We start from the raw sequence: 15,592 nt of genomic DNA on the forward strand, positions 1-15,592 counted from the left end.
AAGGGACTCCTCTTTTTGTTACGGCCCGGGAAGGGTTTTTAAAACCTTTTCAGAAAATTTCCTTGTCTAGTTGCCGGACTGGAAAAGAGAGGAGTCCTGTGCGCATGAAGGTGGGTGTGGGGTATAGTTTACATCCGGACTCCCGGGAAGCCGCAAGGAAGGCGGCACGGTTCGCCGTGGCCCGATCGGGACCGCCCGCCATCACATTTCTGTTTACCACCGAAGGGTACAATCAGGAAGAGATCCTCGAAACAGTGATGGCCGAAACGGGAACCCCAAAACTGGTCGGCGCGTCCGGAGCAGGAATCATCACGGCAGAAGGGATTAAAAAGCAGGGTGTGGAAGTGGTGACACTGGCCGGCGAAGAGATCACAGCCAGAACGGCCCTGGTGGAAATGCTGAGCGAACGGGCTGACGAAACGGGCAGGGAACTGGCCGAAAGACTCTTAAGCGGGCAGACTCCGGGCGAAGGTACTGTATTTGTGTTCCCCGACGGCCTGGCGGGCAACATTGCGCGCATGCTGCGCGGTATTTACGACGTGCTGGGCCCCCGGTTTACATATGCAGGCGGGGGAACCGGAGATAATATGCGCTTTTTCAGGACATACCAGATGACCGAAACCGGCGTGGCCAGCGGAGCGGTAGCGGCAGCCCTGGTTGCCGGCTGTTCCTTTGCTACCGGCATCGGTCACGGCTGGGAGCCTTTCGGTCCTCCGCTGCTCATCACCAGGACAAAGGGCAAGGTTGTCTTTGAAATTGACGAGCAGCCGGCCTTTCAGGTCTACTCGCGCCGGCTCGGGGGGATAACGGGCAAAAAGTTTCCCGACTGCGCCGTCCGCCACCCGCTGGGGGTACCGGATCTGAGCGGAAGATTCATTATCCGCGATCCTTTCAAACTGGGTGCAAACGATTCGATTGAATTTGTCACAGAAGTGCCTTACCGTGCCGTGGCCTACCTCATGCGCTACACCAGTCCCGAAAGCCTTATCCGGGCGGCCCTCGAAGCAACAGTGCAGGCCAGGAATTCTGTGAAATTTCCCGGATTTGCCCTGATCTTCAACTGCATATCCCGCTTTCTGTTAATGGGAAAACATGCGGACCGGGAACTGGAAGCGATCCGGAATACACTGGGCGGGTTGCCGGTAGCGGGTTTTCTGACGTTTGGGGAAGTGGGCAGTTGCTCCAGCGGCCCCCCACTCTTCCACAACAAAACTTTCCTTATCGCCATAGGAGGGACATCTTTTCGATGAACTCCAGTGCGCTGGAGCTGGCCTTTCTGTATGAAATCTCCTCGCTTAAATGGCCCGGTTCAGAAGCAGATCTTTTTGATGAAGTAATAGAAAAAGCGGTGCGGCTTTTCGGGGTCCAGCGGGCAGCCCTTGTCCTCCAAGACGACACAGGGCAGTCCACCTGCTATACCTGGGGCTTCGGCCTGAACAAAGCAAACGTTCTCAAGGAACAGCCCGGGCAAAACCGGGGTCCGGGGAGGGTCTATCTTAAGGAACTGGGGAACCCTCCCCTCGGGAATCTTTACCTGGAAAGAAACGAAGATTTCCTGGAGAACGAACGCCGCCTGCTGGACGTGTTTTCCGGGCGGCTGGCAAATATTCTGCAGCTCCACATCTGGGAGAGAAAAACCAGAAAGCTGAAAGAGCGCTTCCGGCTGGTTTTCGAAAACATGCCCATGGTGGGTGCCCTATCCTTTGACCGGGAGGGAAGGATTTTACACTACAACCGGGAAGTGCAGAAAATCCTCAGCCAGGGTGCACTGCTAAAGGACGGGGACTGGTTCACCCGAATCAGGCCGGCGGCCGATTTTCAAAAGCTCCTGACCCGGACGTGGGAAACCGGTCAGGTTGTTGAACCCGGGGAATGGCAGATTCAAACGCCGGAGGGAGATCTGCGGTGGGCGCTTTTAACCCTGGTCCCTGTGAAGCAGGACGAAAAAGTGGAAGAGGTTTTCTGCATGATCATAGACATAACCAGACGAAAGCAAATGGAAGAAGAACTCAGGCGTCTGAGCATTTTTGACAGCCTGACCGGCCTTTACAACCGCAATTATTTCGAACAAAAAATCCGCCAGATGGATGAAGAGGGCGTGCGGCCAGTAAGCGTCATTGTGTGTGACGTAGACGGGTTGAAGCCGGTCAACGACTGCCTGGGTCACAGGCAGGGGGACGAGTTGCTGCAAAAGGCTGCCGCCCTGATCCGCGAAGTGTTCCCCGGAGAAGAAGCCTTCCGGGTAGGCGGCGACGAGTTCGCCGTCATCCTGCCGGCAAGAGATAGGGAAGCTGCACAAAAAGCCTGCTCGATTTTAATGGAAACCCGGGAGAAGTTCAACAGGGGTCACACTGTCATACCGCTCAGCATTTCCGCCGGGGTGGGTGTCACGGAGAACCCCCGCAGGTCCGTTTACGACGCTTACAAGCAGGCAGACGATGAAATGTACCGTGACAAGTTACAGCGCTGTGCTGCAGAGAGGTACGATATCGGCCGTTCCCTCCTGGCAGCGCTTTTCAGGAATTACCCCCACATCGAAAGGCATGCCAGGCGGGTTAAGGAACTGGCAGGGCTACTGGGGAAGGCAGCAGGCCTTTCCACGGGGGAGATGGACAACCTGCTCCTGCTGGCCGAGGTGCACGACATTGGAAAAGTGGGCCTCCCGGATCACATCCTGCGTAAAAATAAACCTCTTACAAAAGATGAAGAGGAAGAGGTAAAACGCCACTGCGAATTAGGATACAGGATTGCCAGGTGCTCACCTGCACTGAACCAGGTGGCCGAGCCAATCCTGCAGCACCACGAGCGGTGGGACGGGCAGGGGTACCCGCAGGGTTTAAAGGGAGAAGAAATCCACCTCTTGAGCCGCATTCTTGCCATAGCTGACGCCTACGAGGCCATGACTGCCGGCCGGCCCGGTCAAAAAGTCACGTTCACAGAGAAAGCGATGACAGAACTCAGGCAAGGGGCAGGAACCCGGTTCGACCCTCACCTGGTGGAAATTTTCCTTAAAATGCTGCAGGAAGAAAACGGTGACATTTTCCCCTAAGAAGTTTTTGATCTGAACCTGGCCGTCACCGCACTTGCTTGAACACGGTCGGCAGGGATGTTAGTTGCCGGATCGATGAAAACCCGCAGCCGGAGGTAGGGCCCGGGCTCATCGCCGCTTTCAAGCTTATCCACTCGGAAATCTACCGCCAGCCTCCCGCTCCGATCAACGACGATCTTTGCCCAGGGGTACTTGGCCAGGAGCTTCTTCGCTTCCGGCGTGCCCTTCGTCGCATTGATGAGCGCGGCGTCGGCAACGCCCGGCCAGTAGGCGAAAAGCTCGTTCCAGGTCACGGCACCGTAATAGCCACCGCAAGAAGCAGCCCGAAGACCAGTCCCGCCAGGGGAACCAGCACCAGCGTCACAAGAGCAAGTCCACATCTTGCTGCCAGAGATGCCGTAAAAATTGCACTTGCCTGTGCCTGATCGGGTCACTTTTCTGGCGTATATCATTGGCTTTTTTTGGGAAGCCCGACGGCTTCAAAACCGTCTAGTAGCAAATACACCTCCGGGAAAACATACTCAAAAAGATCCAGCCCTCCCTGCTCAACCTGGCGGAACTGGCGGCAATGAACGGGGAAGATCCCGATCACCGCCGGGGGCGGGCATCTTCCGTTCTCGCCAGCGTTTACGAGCTGGGGGATGAAATCATCACCGTAATTGAGATCCCGGGGCTGTAAAGGCGGGAGGACCTGCACCTCCCGGTCCGGACCGGCAGCCTGGAAATCCGGGGGCGCCGCTTTAAAAGGCTGCCGGAAACCAGGAACCAGATTACCGTGCTCCCCGCCGGAACGGCGGAGGAATTCCAGCAGGCCGTAAACTTCCCCTGTCCCGTGAAGCCGGAAACGGCCGCGGCCGTTTACCGCCACGGGCTGCTGGAGGTGCGGGTGAAAAAGGCCCCCCAGACCAGCAACGACAACGTCATCATCCAGTTTCTCTAAAATTTTTTTAAAATGGAAAGGGCTGCACCGGGCAGCCCTTTCCTGTGCTGTTAACTGTTTAACTGGCCTCTACCCCGTAAAAGTATCCCCTGCCGAAGAAGAGCAGTACCAGGATCAGGAAGAGGATAAAGGCAAAATGGCCGTAATAGTAGGAACCGCTCATTTTAGACCCCCTTACCTGTGATCATGTAATTCTCCCGGGGAAGCACCCCTTTCTACCTGGGATCACCCCAGCAGAAAATGCCATCCCCGAAGAAGAGCAGGACCAGGATCAGAAACAGGATGAAGGAGAAATGGCTGTACGGATAGGAACCACCGCCCATACTATACCCCCCTCTCTGGTTAATTTATAAAGAAAAGCAAAGGTTGCTTTTCATGGTTGGTTAAAAACTGATTTATTTGGCAGCGCCATAGCAAAAGCCGTCGCCGAAGAACAGCAGGATCAGGATGAGGAAAAGGATCAGGGCAAAATTGGAGCCGGCACCGCTTAAACCATAACCCATCTGGAGTCCTCCCTTCACTATTTGATACCATATTATGGAGCAGCCCCGGCAGTGGTTACAGTCCAAAACAAATTTTTACTCCCGGAGATGGCGGCACTCCCGGGGCGACTTGTCCGGCCGCAGCCCCCGGTAACTGCCGTGCCGGAGCAGGCCTTCTGCGGTCAGCTCAAGGTATTCCACGGCGCAGACCAGCACCGGCTTCACCGGGATGGTGCGGCCGGCCTCCGCCGGCGGCAGGTCCAGGGCGGGCACGGGAATGACCAGGCGGGAGAGCAGCTCCAGCAGGTACTCCTCCTCCTGCCGGGAGAACCCCGTGCCCACCTTGCCCTGGTAGACGAGCTCTTCGCCCCGGTACGCACCCAGCACCAGGGCGCCCAGCCGCCGCCGGCCCCGCCCCTGCTGGAAGCCACAGATGACCAGATCGGCCTCCCTGGTATGGCGGAACTTGCGCCAGCAGGGGGAGCGGCGGCCGGGAAGGTAGGGACTATCCAGGCGCTTGGCCATGGCTCCTTCCAGCCCCCGGGCAGCGCAGGCGGCGGCAAAGTCCCGCCCCCGGTGCAGGACGAATCCGGATTCAAGCACCAGCTCCCCGGGGATAATCATTTCCGCCAGGATTTCCTTGCGGCGGCGCAGGGGTTCGCGTAAAAGGGGACGGCCGCCGGCGTAAAGCACGTCAAAGGCCATCACCATGGCCGGGTACCGCCGGGCCATGCTCCCGGCCCTGACGGGATCCTCCAGCCGCCCCCGGGACTGCAGGGCTGCAAAAGACGGCCGGCCATCCCGGAAGACGACGATCTCACCGTCGATAATGGCCGGCTGGTGGCGGACGTGCTTATGCAGCTCCCGCAGCTCCGGGAAGGTGGCCGTGATATCCCGCAGGTTGCGGGAACGCAGCAGGGTGCCGCCGTCCAGGTAGGCCAGCACCCGGTAACCGTCCCATTTAACTTCATAGAGATAATCGGGGCTGTCGAAGGGCCGGGAGGCCACGGCCAGCATGGGCCTCAAAAGGGGCAGGGATACCTTCTCCGCCACTACCCTTCCCCGGCCGCCTTCCTGCGTCCCCGCCGGCCCTTCCGCGGCGCCGCTTCTTCCGCCGTTTCCTCCCCGGCCCCCCGCCGGCCCCGTTCCCTCTCGGCCTTTTCTATGCTGGCCTTCAGCGCCTCCATCAGGTCCACCACCCTGGCCGCCTCCACCCGGGCGGGCTCGGCCACCTGCTGCCCGGCCACCCGGTCCCGGATCAACTCCAGGAGGGCATGGCGGTACCGGTCCACGTATTTTTCCGGGTCGAAGGGAGCCGTAAGGCTGTCGATTAAATTCACGGCCATCTGCAGTTCCTTCTCCGGGACCTCCACCCGGTAGTGCATCTCCTCAATGGCCCCGGCATCCCGCACCTCGTCGGGATAAAACATGGTGCTCATGGAGAGCACATTCCCGGTCACCCGCAGCACGGCCAGGTTCACCTTGCTGCGGATGGCCACCCGGGCCACGGCCACCCTGCCGCTTTTTTCCATGGCCTGCTTCAACAGCTCGTAAACCTTTTCCCCCCCGCCGGCAGGGGCCAGGTAGTAGGCCTTGTCGTAATAGATGGGATCTATTTCCTCCAGCCGCACGAAATCCAGGATCTCGATGTTATGCCCCTCTCCCCCGGGCAGGGCTTCAAAATCTTCCTCCCGCAGGATGACATAGCGCCCTCTTTCGTACTCGTATCCCCGTACCAGCTCCTCCAGGGAAACCTCCTCCTCGCAATAGGGGCAGTAACGCCGGTACTGGATGGGGTTCCTGCACTTCTCATGCAGGTAATTGAACTTTACATCCTTCTTCTCCGTGGCCGCGTACATCTTAACGGGCACGTAAACCAGGCCGAAACTGACCGCTCCTTTCCAGATGGGACGCAATGGCGCCACCCCCAATGAAGCTCGGTTGCTTTAAGGCTAGGATGACCTCAACCCCGGCAATTTATGAAACTCCCCGGCAAGCCCCGCCGGGCGGGCGGGCCGAGGTACGGGAATTATGGCTGGCCCGGGTGGATAAAATAAAGCTTACCTATGTGCACCGGCAGGGGGTTGCTATGGAATTTCACCCGGACAGAGTAATCTTCGAGCAGGACGCCCTGGAATATCCTCTGGGCAGGCAGCTCTGGGAATTATTTAAAAACAGCGATGCTGAGGTGATGGTGTCCCGTTCCCGCAGGATAACCGGCATTCCCGGCAGGAACCCGCAGGAAAGCTACCGGGAAGCCAAAAGAACGCTGGTCTTCGGCGTGAGAAGGACCCTCAACTTTCAAACCTGCAGGCCCTCGGCCCATTACCAGCTGCCGCTGACCACTTCCTGCCCCGGAAAATGTGAGTACTGCTACCTGCTGGGCAGCCTGCCCGGCAAGCCCTACATCAGGGCCTATGTGAACATCGAAGAAATACTGGATAGAGCCCGGGATTACATAGTGAAAAGGCAGCCGGAAGTGACCACCTTTGAAGGCTCGGCCACCTCCGACCCGGTTCCGGTGGAAAAATACACCGGGGCGCTGGCCAGGACCATCCTCTTTTTCGCCGCCCAGGATTACGGCCGCTTCCGCCTGGCCACAAAATTCACCGGGATTGATTCCCTGCTGGACTTGAAGCACAGCGGGCACACCACCATCCGCTTCAGCCTGAACACAGCCCGGGTCATCAAAACCTATGAACACGGCACGCCGGCGCTGGAACAGAGGCTGCAGGCGGCCCGAAAGGTGTTTGACGCGGGCTATCCCACGGGGTTCATCATCGCCCCGGTCATCGCCTACCGGGACTGGGAAAGGGAGTACGCGGAACTCCTGGAAACGATCCGGGCCTGTTTTCCCGGAACCAGCAGCCTGTCCTTTGAATTCATCACCCACCGCTTTACCGTCAGGGCAAGGAACAAAATTAAATCCATATTCCCCCATACCGGCCTGCCCATGGACGAAGAAGACAGGAAATTCAAGTTCGGCCAGTTCGGATACGGAAAATACGTCTACGCCCCGCCTTTAATGGACCGTTTAAAGGAAGCCCTGGTGACAAAGGCGAGGGAAATGTTCCCCGGGGCCAGGATCGACTACTTCGTCTGAAGCCGGGGAAAAACGGCCGGGCCCCCACAAAAAAGAAGCGGCGGCCGGGTACAGCCGCTCAATATTTCGGATATCCCTGGTTTTAGTCGTCGCTCCCAGGTCGTTTCGCTGGCCGGGCCAAAAGGCCCCGGCTCCGGTCTTCGGCGGGTACCGGCCACATTCACAGTTTGTCGACAGCCTGAGCGGCCGTGTGCGGCCGCCCAGTAGTTCCGGGATGTGCCCCGGTTTTTATTCGTCGCTTCCGACAGCTTTAAATGAACTTCTTGCTCACCTTTTCCCCATTATAAGAGAAGAGCACCTTTTTATTGTCGATGACCGTCTCCAGGTGCACCGGCCGCCCCCAGAGGCGGTAGACGTAAGGCAGGGTCTTCTCCAGGTAAAATACGTCCAGTTCCAGGCCCTCGTAGCAGTGTCTCAGGTACAGATCACCCCGCTTGTTGAAGTCCCCGTCCTCAACCACTATATAGGGGTGGCCGCCGTTGATCAGGCTGGAAATGATGCCCTCCTTGACCTTTTCCCAATCCTTCTCCACTATCTTCCAGTCGTGGCCCATCTTCTTGTACAGGTAAAGGTCCATCTCCTCGATCAGCTCTTTGGTCAGGTAGTTCCTCAGGAAAGAAATGTCGTTCTCCTGCTCCCGCACCTCGAAAATCTTCTGCCGCCCCTCACCCCCGGGGCGCCCGTATTTCTTCCTCTCCTCCCCGGTGGGCTCGTTCCAGCGCTTCTCAATATCTTCGAAAATCTTGAGCCCCAGGTGGTAGGGATTCAGGCGCACCCGGGAAGGCTGGATCACCCCGGCGTGCATCTTGGCAAACTCCACCGCTTCCGCCTCGGTAAGATCTATCTCCCGCATAATGCGCAGGTGCCAGTAAGTGGCCCAGCCCTCGTTCATGATCTTGGTTTCCAGCTGGGGCCAGAAATAAAGCATCTCCTGGCGGATAACGGAGATGATATCCCGCTGCCAGTCCTCCAGGTCCCGGGCATGCTCCATGATAAACAGCAGCAGATCCTTTTCCGGTTCGGGAGGGAACTTTTTGGGCTTCTCACAATGCCCGGCGCACCGGGGTTCATCCAGCTCCCACAGGTCGTCGTAGGGCGTCTCCTCCCGGTGCCTGCCGCACTTCCCGCCCCGGCTGCAGGCGCAGGCCTCCCCGGCCTTTTCTTCCTTTTTATCCCTCCCGGCCTTGATGAAGTGATGGGGATCCACGTGTTCCTGGATGGAAATCACCGCGTCCAAAAAGGCCTCCACCTTATCCCGGCCGTACTTCATCTCGTAGCCCCGGAAGCGCTCGGCGGCGCTGGCCATGGACTCCACCATGTTACGGCTGGTATGCTTGAAATAGACGTTGTTTTTGAAGAAATCGCAGTGAGCCAGGACATGGGCGATGACCAGCTTATTCTGGACCAGGGAATTGCCTTCCAGCAGAAAGGCGTAGCAGGGGTTGGAATTTATGACCATTTCGTAGATGCGGCTCAGGTTGTAATCATACTGCGTCTTCATCTTGTGATAGGCCTTGCCGAAAGTCCAGTGGGAAAAACGGGTGGGCATACCGTACGCCCCGAAGGTATAAATAATATCCGCCGGGCAGATTTCAAAGAACATATCATAAAAGTCCAGGCCAAATTCCCTGGCCCTGGCGGTAATTACTTCCACGGCTTCCTCCAGCTTGCGCATTTCTTCCCTGTTCATGAAAGACAACCTCCAGCCATCCCCGCGCCAGGGAATGTTTTTTATATAAAAAAGTTATGTAGGAAGATGGCCGGAATTGTCTTTTTCATCACAAAAGGTCTTGCGGGGGAGGAATTTTTTTGTTAAGATAGGGTTAAAGAATCCTGTATACAAGTATACAAAATGCGGGGTGACCCACATGCTGCCTTACCTGGTAACCTGGCTCGAGGGGGAAGAAGTATGCTGGCGTTTTGCCGATGAGGAAGAGCTGGCCAGGATCCTGGAGTCGGAAAAGCACTTCATCATTACCAGGCTGGAGCTGCCCGCCTGAAAAGAGAAAAGCAACCGCCCGCCAGCGGCAGGGGCAAGTGTCCGGAAACGCCACCAGTCCAAACAGCTGCTCTTTTAAAAGCGCGTAGAAGCGCTTTTTTTTATTGAGCTCATCCACTATTTTATTGCCCGTGCTGACAGGATATGGTATATATTAAAGTAAATGAAGTATGAGAAACATCAGCGCATCAAATGCCGGTTGGAGGCCAGGACCCGGTGGACCCACAGGTGAAAGAATGGCTAGAGCAATCCGAATATGACCTGGACACGGCAAAAAGCCTTTATCGTGCCCGGAGGTACCTTTACACCATTTTCATGTGCCACCTGGCCATTGAGAAAGCACTAAAGGCTTTAGTAGTTAAACAAACAGGTAAAGCACCGCCGAAAACCCATAATTTGATCAACCTGATGAAACTGGCAAACGCTGTTTTAACTGATGAACAAATAAAGTTTGTCAGCCGGTTGAGCCTGGCAGGAGTTGTCACCAGGTATCCCGAGGAACTCAAGCGGGCCATTGCTGAATACCCGCGCCATGTTACCCGGGATTACTTAAACCGCACAGAGGAAGTGGTAGAATGCCTCAAGCACCAGATCGAGTAAATGAAATTGTCAGACGGTACTTATCCGTTCTGGCCCAAAAAGGCATCCCTATCCAGGCGGCATACCTGTTTGGCTCTCAAGCCAGAGGGACAGCCGGTCCTTACAGTGACATCGACCTGATTATTGTTTCTTCCGCCTTCAGCGACATGCCCGTATGGAAGCGGTGGGAAATCCTTGGTGACGCCCTGGCAGAAGTTATGGAGCCCATAGAGGTACGTGGTTACGCCCCGGAAGAAATCGACCGGGCACAAAAACATAAAGCCAGCTTTCTTTACGAAATACTGTCGGGTCCGGAAACCATCGAGTACAGGCTATAACCACAAAAGGGTGTAAATCGAACCTGCTACAAACCTCCTCCGGGACAAATGCTGGAGGGAATGCACGTCTCCGTTCATTTAGGGAGGCGTTTTTTATTTTCCGGGGGAAAGAAAAAACGCGGCCCGTTCCACTGTTTTCCTTCTTCTGTGGAGTAACCAATACCGCTTAAAACCCGTAATATATAACCGCCGGGAAAAGAAAACCGGACGCGGTAAACACAGAACCGGGCGGGCCCGGGTGCCGGCCGCCGCCGGCCACCTGCCGCCCCGGAAAAATCCTGCAAGGAGGGGGAATGCCGTGGAGAAGATCCTGCCGCTGTCCGAGCTGCCCACCGGCCAGTGGGGACGGGTGATTTCCCTGAACGCCCGGGGCATGATCAGATACCGGCTGCTGGACCTGGGCCTGGTTCCCGACACAACCGTCCAGGCGGTCAGGCGCGGCCCGCTGGGCGACCCCATAGCCTACCGCATCCGGGGGGCGCTGATCGCCCTCCGCCGGGAAGAAGCCGGCCAGGTGCTGGTAACCCCCCTTTGATTCACCCGCACCTTTCCCGCCGGAATCACCCGCACCCGCTGCCACAGCAACACTAGCGAGGTGTTATTATGCCCCAGGCAACCGACCTGCGTAAGATGTTCAACATCCAGCCGGACCCTGAAGCCGCCCTGGTTGCGCTGGCCGGGAACCCCAACACCGGGAAAAGCACCATCTTCAACGCCCTGACCGGGCTGAGGCAGCATACGGGAAACTGGCCGGGGAAAACAGTGCTCCAGGCCCGGGGCACATTTATTTTCCGCGGCCATAAGTACATCCTGGTGGACTTGCCGGGTACCTATTCCCTGCTGGCCAACTCCGCCGAAGAAATCGTAGCCCGCAACTTTTTATGTTTTGCCCGGCCGGATGCCACGGTGGTGGTGGCCGATGCCACCTGCCTGGAAAGAAACTTAAACCTTGTCCTGCAGGTAATGGAAATTACCAGCAGGGTGATCGTCTGCGTGAACCTGATGGACGAAGCGCGCCGGAAAAATATTTTCATCGATACCGAATGCCTGGCCCGGGAACTGGGCGTTCCCGTGGTGGCCACGGCCGCCAGGAGCGGGCAGGGGGTGGCCGAGCTGAAGGCCGGAATCGACGACCTGGTGCGGGGGCGTATAGTCCCCACCCCGCGCCGCCTGGTCTACGACCCGGAAATCGAAGATGCCCTGGCCCGGGTAGAACAGCAAATACCCGGGGAGATCAAGGAACTGTTCAACGCCCGCTGGCTGGCGATGAGAATCCTGGATAACGACCGGAGCACTCTGGATAACATAAGGCAATACCTTGAACCAGCGGAATGGGGTGTCCTGCATGAGCGGTTTAAATACTGCCCCACCTGAAGCCAGCACCGGCGCAGCAGGGGAAAACTGCCCGCTGGAAATAAGGGACCGCATCGTGAGAACAATTTACCGGGAGGCGGAAGCCATTGCCGCCCGGGCAGTCAGGCGGGACCGCCCCTGCGGCAGCTGGGAAGACAAAGTGGATGACCTGCTCACCTCCCGCCTGCTGGGCTTCCCGCTCATGTTCCTGCTCCTGGGGGCAGCCTTCTGGGTCACCCTGGTGGGGGCCAATTACCCCTCCCAGCTGCTGGCAAAGGCCCTGTTCTGGGGAGAAGGGAGGCTGGCGGAACTCCTCACCTGGCTGGGCGCCCCTTCCTGGCTGCACGGGCTGCTGGTCACGGGCGTCTACCGCACCGTGGCCTGGGTGGTGGCGGTGATGCTGCCCCCCATGGCCATATTCTTCACCGTCTTTGCCCTGCTGGAAGATCTGGGCTACCTGCCCCGGGTGGCCTTCAATATCGACCCCCTGTTTAAAATGGCCGGCACCCAGGGGAAGCAGGCGCTGACCATGAGCATGGGGTTCGGCTGCAACGCCGCCGGGGTAATGGCCTGCCGCATAATCGAGTCCCCCCGGGAAAAGCTGATCGCCATGCTGACCAACGTGTTCGTACCCTGCAACGGGCGCTTCCCCACCCTCATCGCCCTGGCCTCCATCTCTGCCGGGCCGGCGGCGGGGCCTTTCGCCGCCACCTTCACCGTGGCGGGGCTCGTCCTGGTGGGGATGCTGGTCACCCTGCTGGCCTCGTGGCTGCTTTCCAGGACCATCCTGCGCGGGGAACCCGCCACCTTCATCCTGGAGCTGCCGCCCCTGCGCCCGCCCCAGCCGGTGCGGGTGCTGGTTCGCTCCCTCCTGGACCGCACCCTCTTCGTGCTGGCCCGGGCGGTCACGGTGGCCGCCCCGGCAGGGGCGCTGATCTGGCTCCTGGCCGGCACCAGCCTGGAAGGCCAGAGCCTGCTGACCCGGGGGGCGGGCCTGCTGGACCCCCTGGGGCGGGCCATGGGCATGGACGGCTTCATCCTGCTGGCCTTCATCCTGGGCCTGCCGGCCAATGAAATTGTCCTGCCCATCCTCCTCATGGGCTACCTCTCCACCGGTACCCTGGTGGAGGTGGAAAGCCTGGCCGCCCTGCAAAACATCCTGGTGGGCGAGCACGGCTGGACGTGGCTGACCGCCCTGTGCACCATGCTCTTTTCCCTGCTGCACTTCCCCTGCGGCACCACCCTGCTGGTCATCCACCGGGAGACGGGGAGCATCAAGTGGGCGGTGCTGGGCGCGCTCATCCCGCTGGCCGCCGGGTGCCTGGCCTGCCTGGCCGTAGCCCGGGCAGTGCGGGCCCTGGGACTGCTCTAACCCGCCCTCAATCCGGGGTCAATATTGCCCGGTAGGAAAAGCAAAGGGGAACGGTAGAGAATAAGCAGTCGATCCGCTCCCCCTTTCTATTCCTATGGTAGCAACCGGGGGTAGTGTTTTTTATTCCGGCCGGGCAGGTGCCCGCCTCCATGCTACAACCTGGAGGCGAGCACCTTGAACAGGGGGCGGCCGAAGATGAAGAGCTCATAGTCCTCGTCCAGCCCCAGGTCTCTGATGGCGTACAGCCGGATGGCCAGATCTTTTCGCGCCAGCTCGTTCAGCCTGGCCAGGGCCTGCGGGTTCTTCCCGCCCCTGGAGAGGCTGTCGAGCAGCTCTTCCACCTCCTGATAGGAGCACTCCCTCTCGTGCATCTCCATCACTTCCAGGATGGGATCGCCGGCGTTGATGATATCGGCGCGCACGATGGTGTCCCTGCCGATCAGGCCTTCCAGCGCCGGCGTATCCCAGCACTTCTGCAGGCGGCACTCCAGGGGGCGGTGCTCGTAAATGGTGCAGGAGGAGTTTTCTTCATCGAAAAAGAAGCAGGTCCACTCCCCGCCCTTCCCGCGCACCTTCACCAGTTCCCGCTCCACCGGCCTGACCTCCTCCCGGACGGGATCAAAGGCCGGCTCACCCTTCCTGATGGTCACCAGGTGCCGGTAGCTCAGGTACCCGGCCCGCAGGATCTCCTTGTCCTCGTGGTGCAGGACCGGCCCGCCCTTCCGGCAGCAGGTTCCGCACCGGATGCAGGAATCGATATTCATGCCGGACATCATCTTTCCTCCGTAAAATATTTTTCTCCCGACCATTATACCACGGCCGGGAGGGCGGCGTGCCTTCCTTTTTCAGCGCCTGAACCTTTCCAGGACCGCCCGCAGGAAGCCCCTCCCCCGGGCGGGCACCTTCCCGGCCGGCTCCAGGGAGAGGGCCTGCCCCTCCACCACCCGCCGGGAATTATCAATTATCTTCCGCACGGCCTCCGCCCCCAGCCGGCGCTCCACCTCCGCCAGGGCCGGGGAGAGCACGGGCTTGCGCCCGGTGGAGGAATGGGCGTCGGAGGCCACCAGGTGGGCCAGGCCGTGCTCCAGGAAGTAAAAGGCCATCCTGGCTGCTTCCCGCCCGAACATCCCGGTCAGGCTGCCCGCGGTAACCTGGGCCGCCATCCCCCGGGAAACCAGGGCCTGCAGCAGCTCCGGGCGGCGGCAGAAAGAGGCATGCCTTTCCGGGTGGGCAATGACGGGCGTAACCCCCCGGAGCTGCAGTTCATAGAGCACCCGCTCGGTATAAGGAGGAACAAAGGCGGCCGGCAGCTCCACCAGCAGGTAGCGTCCCCCGTCGTTGATGGTGATCAGTTCTCCCCGGTCCAGGCGTTCCGGCAGGTCCGGCTCCAGGAGGTACTCGGCCCCGGGCAGCACCTGCAGGGGAATCCCGTACTTGAGCAAAAGGTTGTTCAACTGCTCCACGACGCCGAGAAGGAAACCCCGCTCCGGGCGGTACTGGCCGTTGATGTGGGGCGTGGCCACCAGGGATTCAATCCCGTCCTCCACCGCCAGCCAGGCCATGGACAAAGCCTCGCCCGGATCCGGTGCGCCGTCGTCAAGACCGGGAAGGATGTGCACGTGCAGATCAATCATGGAAACCCAACCTCCAGCACAAGAAGAACAGGAACGGGCATGAAAAAACTCCTTCCGGGGTAAGGCAAAACCGCCAGGTGATATATCCCGCCCGCCGGAAATCTTTTCCCTACCCCCCGGAGGATGCCAGACGCTTTTTCACGCGCAGAGCCAGCCGGGATAAAATAGCCAGAACCGCAAACCCTGCCAGGTCCACCAGCACGTCCACCGCCCGGCCAGTGCGGCCGGGAACAAATGTCTGGTGCCACTTGTCCAGGGCGGCCACCAGAATCAGGAGCATCCCGGCCACAAACCAGCGTTTCCTGTTCAGCCCCTGCAGGGCGGCGGCCAGCGACAGGCCCGGTGCCCCGTAAATCACCACGTGCGCCCCTTTACGCAGCCAGAACTGGATGAAATCCGCCGGGGCACGGCGGCTGTCCACCAGCTGGCCGCTGCAGGAAAAGCTTACCGGCGGCAGTTCCCGCACCCTTTCCACATAAATGAAAACACCGGCAGCTCTACACCTGCCGGGTCTGACCGCTTTCTGTGTTCGTCTAATTATTCTTCCGCACCGCCTCGTTAAGAGCCTGCATGAATTCATCAATTGTTTTCGCTTTCACCGCCCTGCGGTGCAGTAATTTTAATGTATCAATATCTCGTATAGCCCGCAGGCTGTTCACCAGGCCCTCAGGGCAGCGGCCTATATTTTCCTCCAGGGCATCCAGTATGGTATCCTGTATTCCTTGCTGTATTCCTTGCTGTAT

General features: G+C 59.0%; 17 protein-coding genes and 1 pseudogene. 10 read left to right on the plus strand and 8 right to left on the minus strand.

Annotated features, from left to right (window positions below; genetic code table 11):
* The first annotated feature begins 104 nt into the window (after positions 1-104).
* Both BR83_RS0109825 and BR83_RS16420 read left to right on the plus strand, forming a co-directional pair.
* Positions 105-1,250 carry an FIST signal transduction protein gene (locus BR83_RS0109825; RefSeq protein ID WP_027356940.1) on the plus strand — a complete coding sequence of 382 codons (1,146 nt, stop codon included), beginning with the start codon at positions 105-107 and terminating at the stop codon, positions 1,248-1,250.
* Positions 1,247-3,049 (plus strand): sensor domain-containing diguanylate cyclase/phosphohydrolase, encoded by a 1,803-nt coding sequence (locus BR83_RS16420; protein ID WP_051618107.1) that lies wholly within the window; start codon positions 1,247-1,249, stop codon positions 3,047-3,049. Before BR83_RS0109825 ends, BR83_RS16420 begins: the two co-directional genes overlap by 4 nt.
* On the opposite strand, the gene BR83_RS0109835 is transcribed toward BR83_RS16420, so the two are convergent.
* Complete coding sequence (locus BR83_RS0109835) at positions 3,046-3,342, minus strand: hypothetical protein (RefSeq protein WP_027356941.1); 297 nt, start codon at positions 3,340-3,342, stop codon at positions 3,046-3,048. The two genes, BR83_RS16420 and BR83_RS0109835, sit on opposite strands and share 4 nt — an antisense overlap.
* A gap of 398 nt (positions 3,343-3,740) precedes the next feature.
* Here BR83_RS0109835 and BR83_RS17200 point away from each other — a divergent pair, with 398 nt between their 5' ends.
* Positions 3,741-3,989, plus strand: coding sequence for an Hsp20/alpha crystallin family protein (locus BR83_RS17200; RefSeq protein WP_322786315.1), 249 nt, complete (start codon positions 3,741-3,743; stop codon positions 3,987-3,989).
* 578 nt (positions 3,990-4,567) lie between these two features.
* On the opposite strand, the gene ligD is transcribed toward BR83_RS17200, so the two are convergent.
* Both ligD and ku read right to left on the minus strand, forming a co-directional pair.
* Entirely contained in the window at positions 4,568-5,524 is a 957-nt protein-coding gene (gene ligD, locus BR83_RS0109865) for a non-homologous end-joining DNA ligase (protein WP_027356943.1), read from the minus strand.
* Positions 5,524-6,387, minus strand: coding sequence for a non-homologous end joining protein Ku (gene ku, locus BR83_RS0109870; RefSeq protein ID WP_027356944.1), 864 nt, complete (start codon positions 6,385-6,387; stop codon positions 5,524-5,526). The genes ligD and ku overlap by 1 nt, the downstream gene beginning before the upstream one ends.
* Positions 6,388-6,428: 41 nt before the next feature.
* Here ku and splB point away from each other — a divergent pair, with 41 nt between their 5' ends.
* Positions 6,429-7,574 (plus strand): spore photoproduct lyase, encoded by a 1,146-nt coding sequence (gene splB, locus BR83_RS0109875; RefSeq protein WP_456072966.1) that lies wholly within the window; start codon positions 6,429-6,431, stop codon positions 7,572-7,574.
* A 250-nt stretch (positions 7,575-7,824) separates the two neighbouring features.
* Here the strand turns inward: splB and BR83_RS0109880 are convergent, their stop codons facing one another.
* The gene (locus tag BR83_RS0109880; RefSeq protein ID WP_027356946.1) at positions 7,825-9,264 is read right to left on the minus strand and encodes a SpoVR family protein; all 1,440 of its coding nucleotides are present in this window, start codon (positions 9,262-9,264) and stop codon (positions 7,825-7,827) included.
* Positions 9,265-9,442: 178 nt separating this feature from the next.
* On the opposite strand from BR83_RS0109880, the gene BR83_RS17765 reads away from it, so the two are divergent.
* The 6 genes from BR83_RS17765 to BR83_RS15620 all read left to right on the plus strand — a co-directional run bounded on the left by BR83_RS17765 (position 9,443) and on the right by BR83_RS15620 (position 13,215).
* On the plus strand, positions 9,443-9,574 hold the full coding sequence (locus BR83_RS17765) for a hypothetical protein (protein ID WP_278244217.1): 132 nt from the start codon (positions 9,443-9,445) through the stop codon (positions 9,572-9,574).
* A gap of 227 nt (positions 9,575-9,801) precedes the next feature.
* Positions 9,802-10,173: a HEPN domain-containing protein gene (locus BR83_RS0109890; protein WP_157833000.1), complete on the plus strand. Its 372-nt coding sequence runs from the start codon at positions 9,802-9,804 to the stop codon at positions 10,171-10,173.
* Entirely contained in the window at positions 10,149-10,490 is a 342-nt protein-coding gene (locus BR83_RS0109895; RefSeq protein WP_027356948.1) for a nucleotidyltransferase domain-containing protein, read from the plus strand. Before BR83_RS0109890 ends, BR83_RS0109895 begins: the two co-directional genes overlap by 25 nt.
* 298 nt (positions 10,491-10,788) lie before the next feature.
* Complete coding sequence (locus BR83_RS0109905; RefSeq protein ID WP_027356950.1) at positions 10,789-11,025, plus strand: FeoA family protein; 237 nt, start codon at positions 10,789-10,791, stop codon at positions 11,023-11,025.
* Between the two features lie 68 nt (positions 11,026-11,093).
* The gene (locus tag BR83_RS17320) at positions 11,094-11,864 is read left to right on the plus strand and encodes a FeoB small GTPase domain-containing protein (protein WP_027356951.1); all 771 of its coding nucleotides are present in this window, start codon (positions 11,094-11,096) and stop codon (positions 11,862-11,864) included.
* The gene (locus tag BR83_RS15620) at positions 11,836-13,215 is read left to right on the plus strand and encodes a nucleoside recognition domain-containing protein (protein ID WP_084327168.1); all 1,380 of its coding nucleotides are present in this window, start codon (positions 11,836-11,838) and stop codon (positions 13,213-13,215) included. Before BR83_RS17320 ends, BR83_RS15620 begins: the two co-directional genes overlap by 29 nt.
* Positions 13,216-13,367: 152 nt before the next feature.
* Here BR83_RS15620 and BR83_RS0109920 read toward each other — a convergent pair whose 3' ends face one another.
* The 4 genes and pseudogenes from BR83_RS0109920 to BR83_RS0109935 all read right to left on the minus strand — a co-directional run.
* Positions 13,368-13,988, minus strand: a complete 621-nt coding sequence (locus BR83_RS0109920; RefSeq protein WP_034635083.1) for a YkgJ family cysteine cluster protein — start codon at positions 13,986-13,988, stop codon at positions 13,368-13,370.
* Positions 13,989-14,060: 72 nt separating this feature from the next.
* A complete protein-coding gene (locus BR83_RS0109925) occupies positions 14,061-14,849 on the minus strand; it encodes a tyrosine-protein phosphatase (protein WP_027356953.1) in 789 nt (262 codons plus the stop codon).
* A gap of 109 nt (positions 14,850-14,958) precedes the next feature.
* On the minus strand, positions 14,959-15,324 hold the full coding sequence (locus BR83_RS15625; RefSeq protein ID WP_051618109.1) for a VanZ family protein: 366 nt from the start codon (positions 15,322-15,324) through the stop codon (positions 14,959-14,961).
* A gap of 58 nt (positions 15,325-15,382) precedes the next feature.
* Positions 15,383-15,592, minus strand: a pseudogene (locus tag BR83_RS0109935) (hypothetical protein); the annotation flags it as partial.

This window comes from Desulfofundulus thermocisternus DSM 10259 (assembly GCF_000686645.1).
GTDB lineage: Bacteria > Bacillota > Desulfotomaculia > Desulfotomaculales > Desulfovirgulaceae > Desulfofundulus > Desulfofundulus australicus.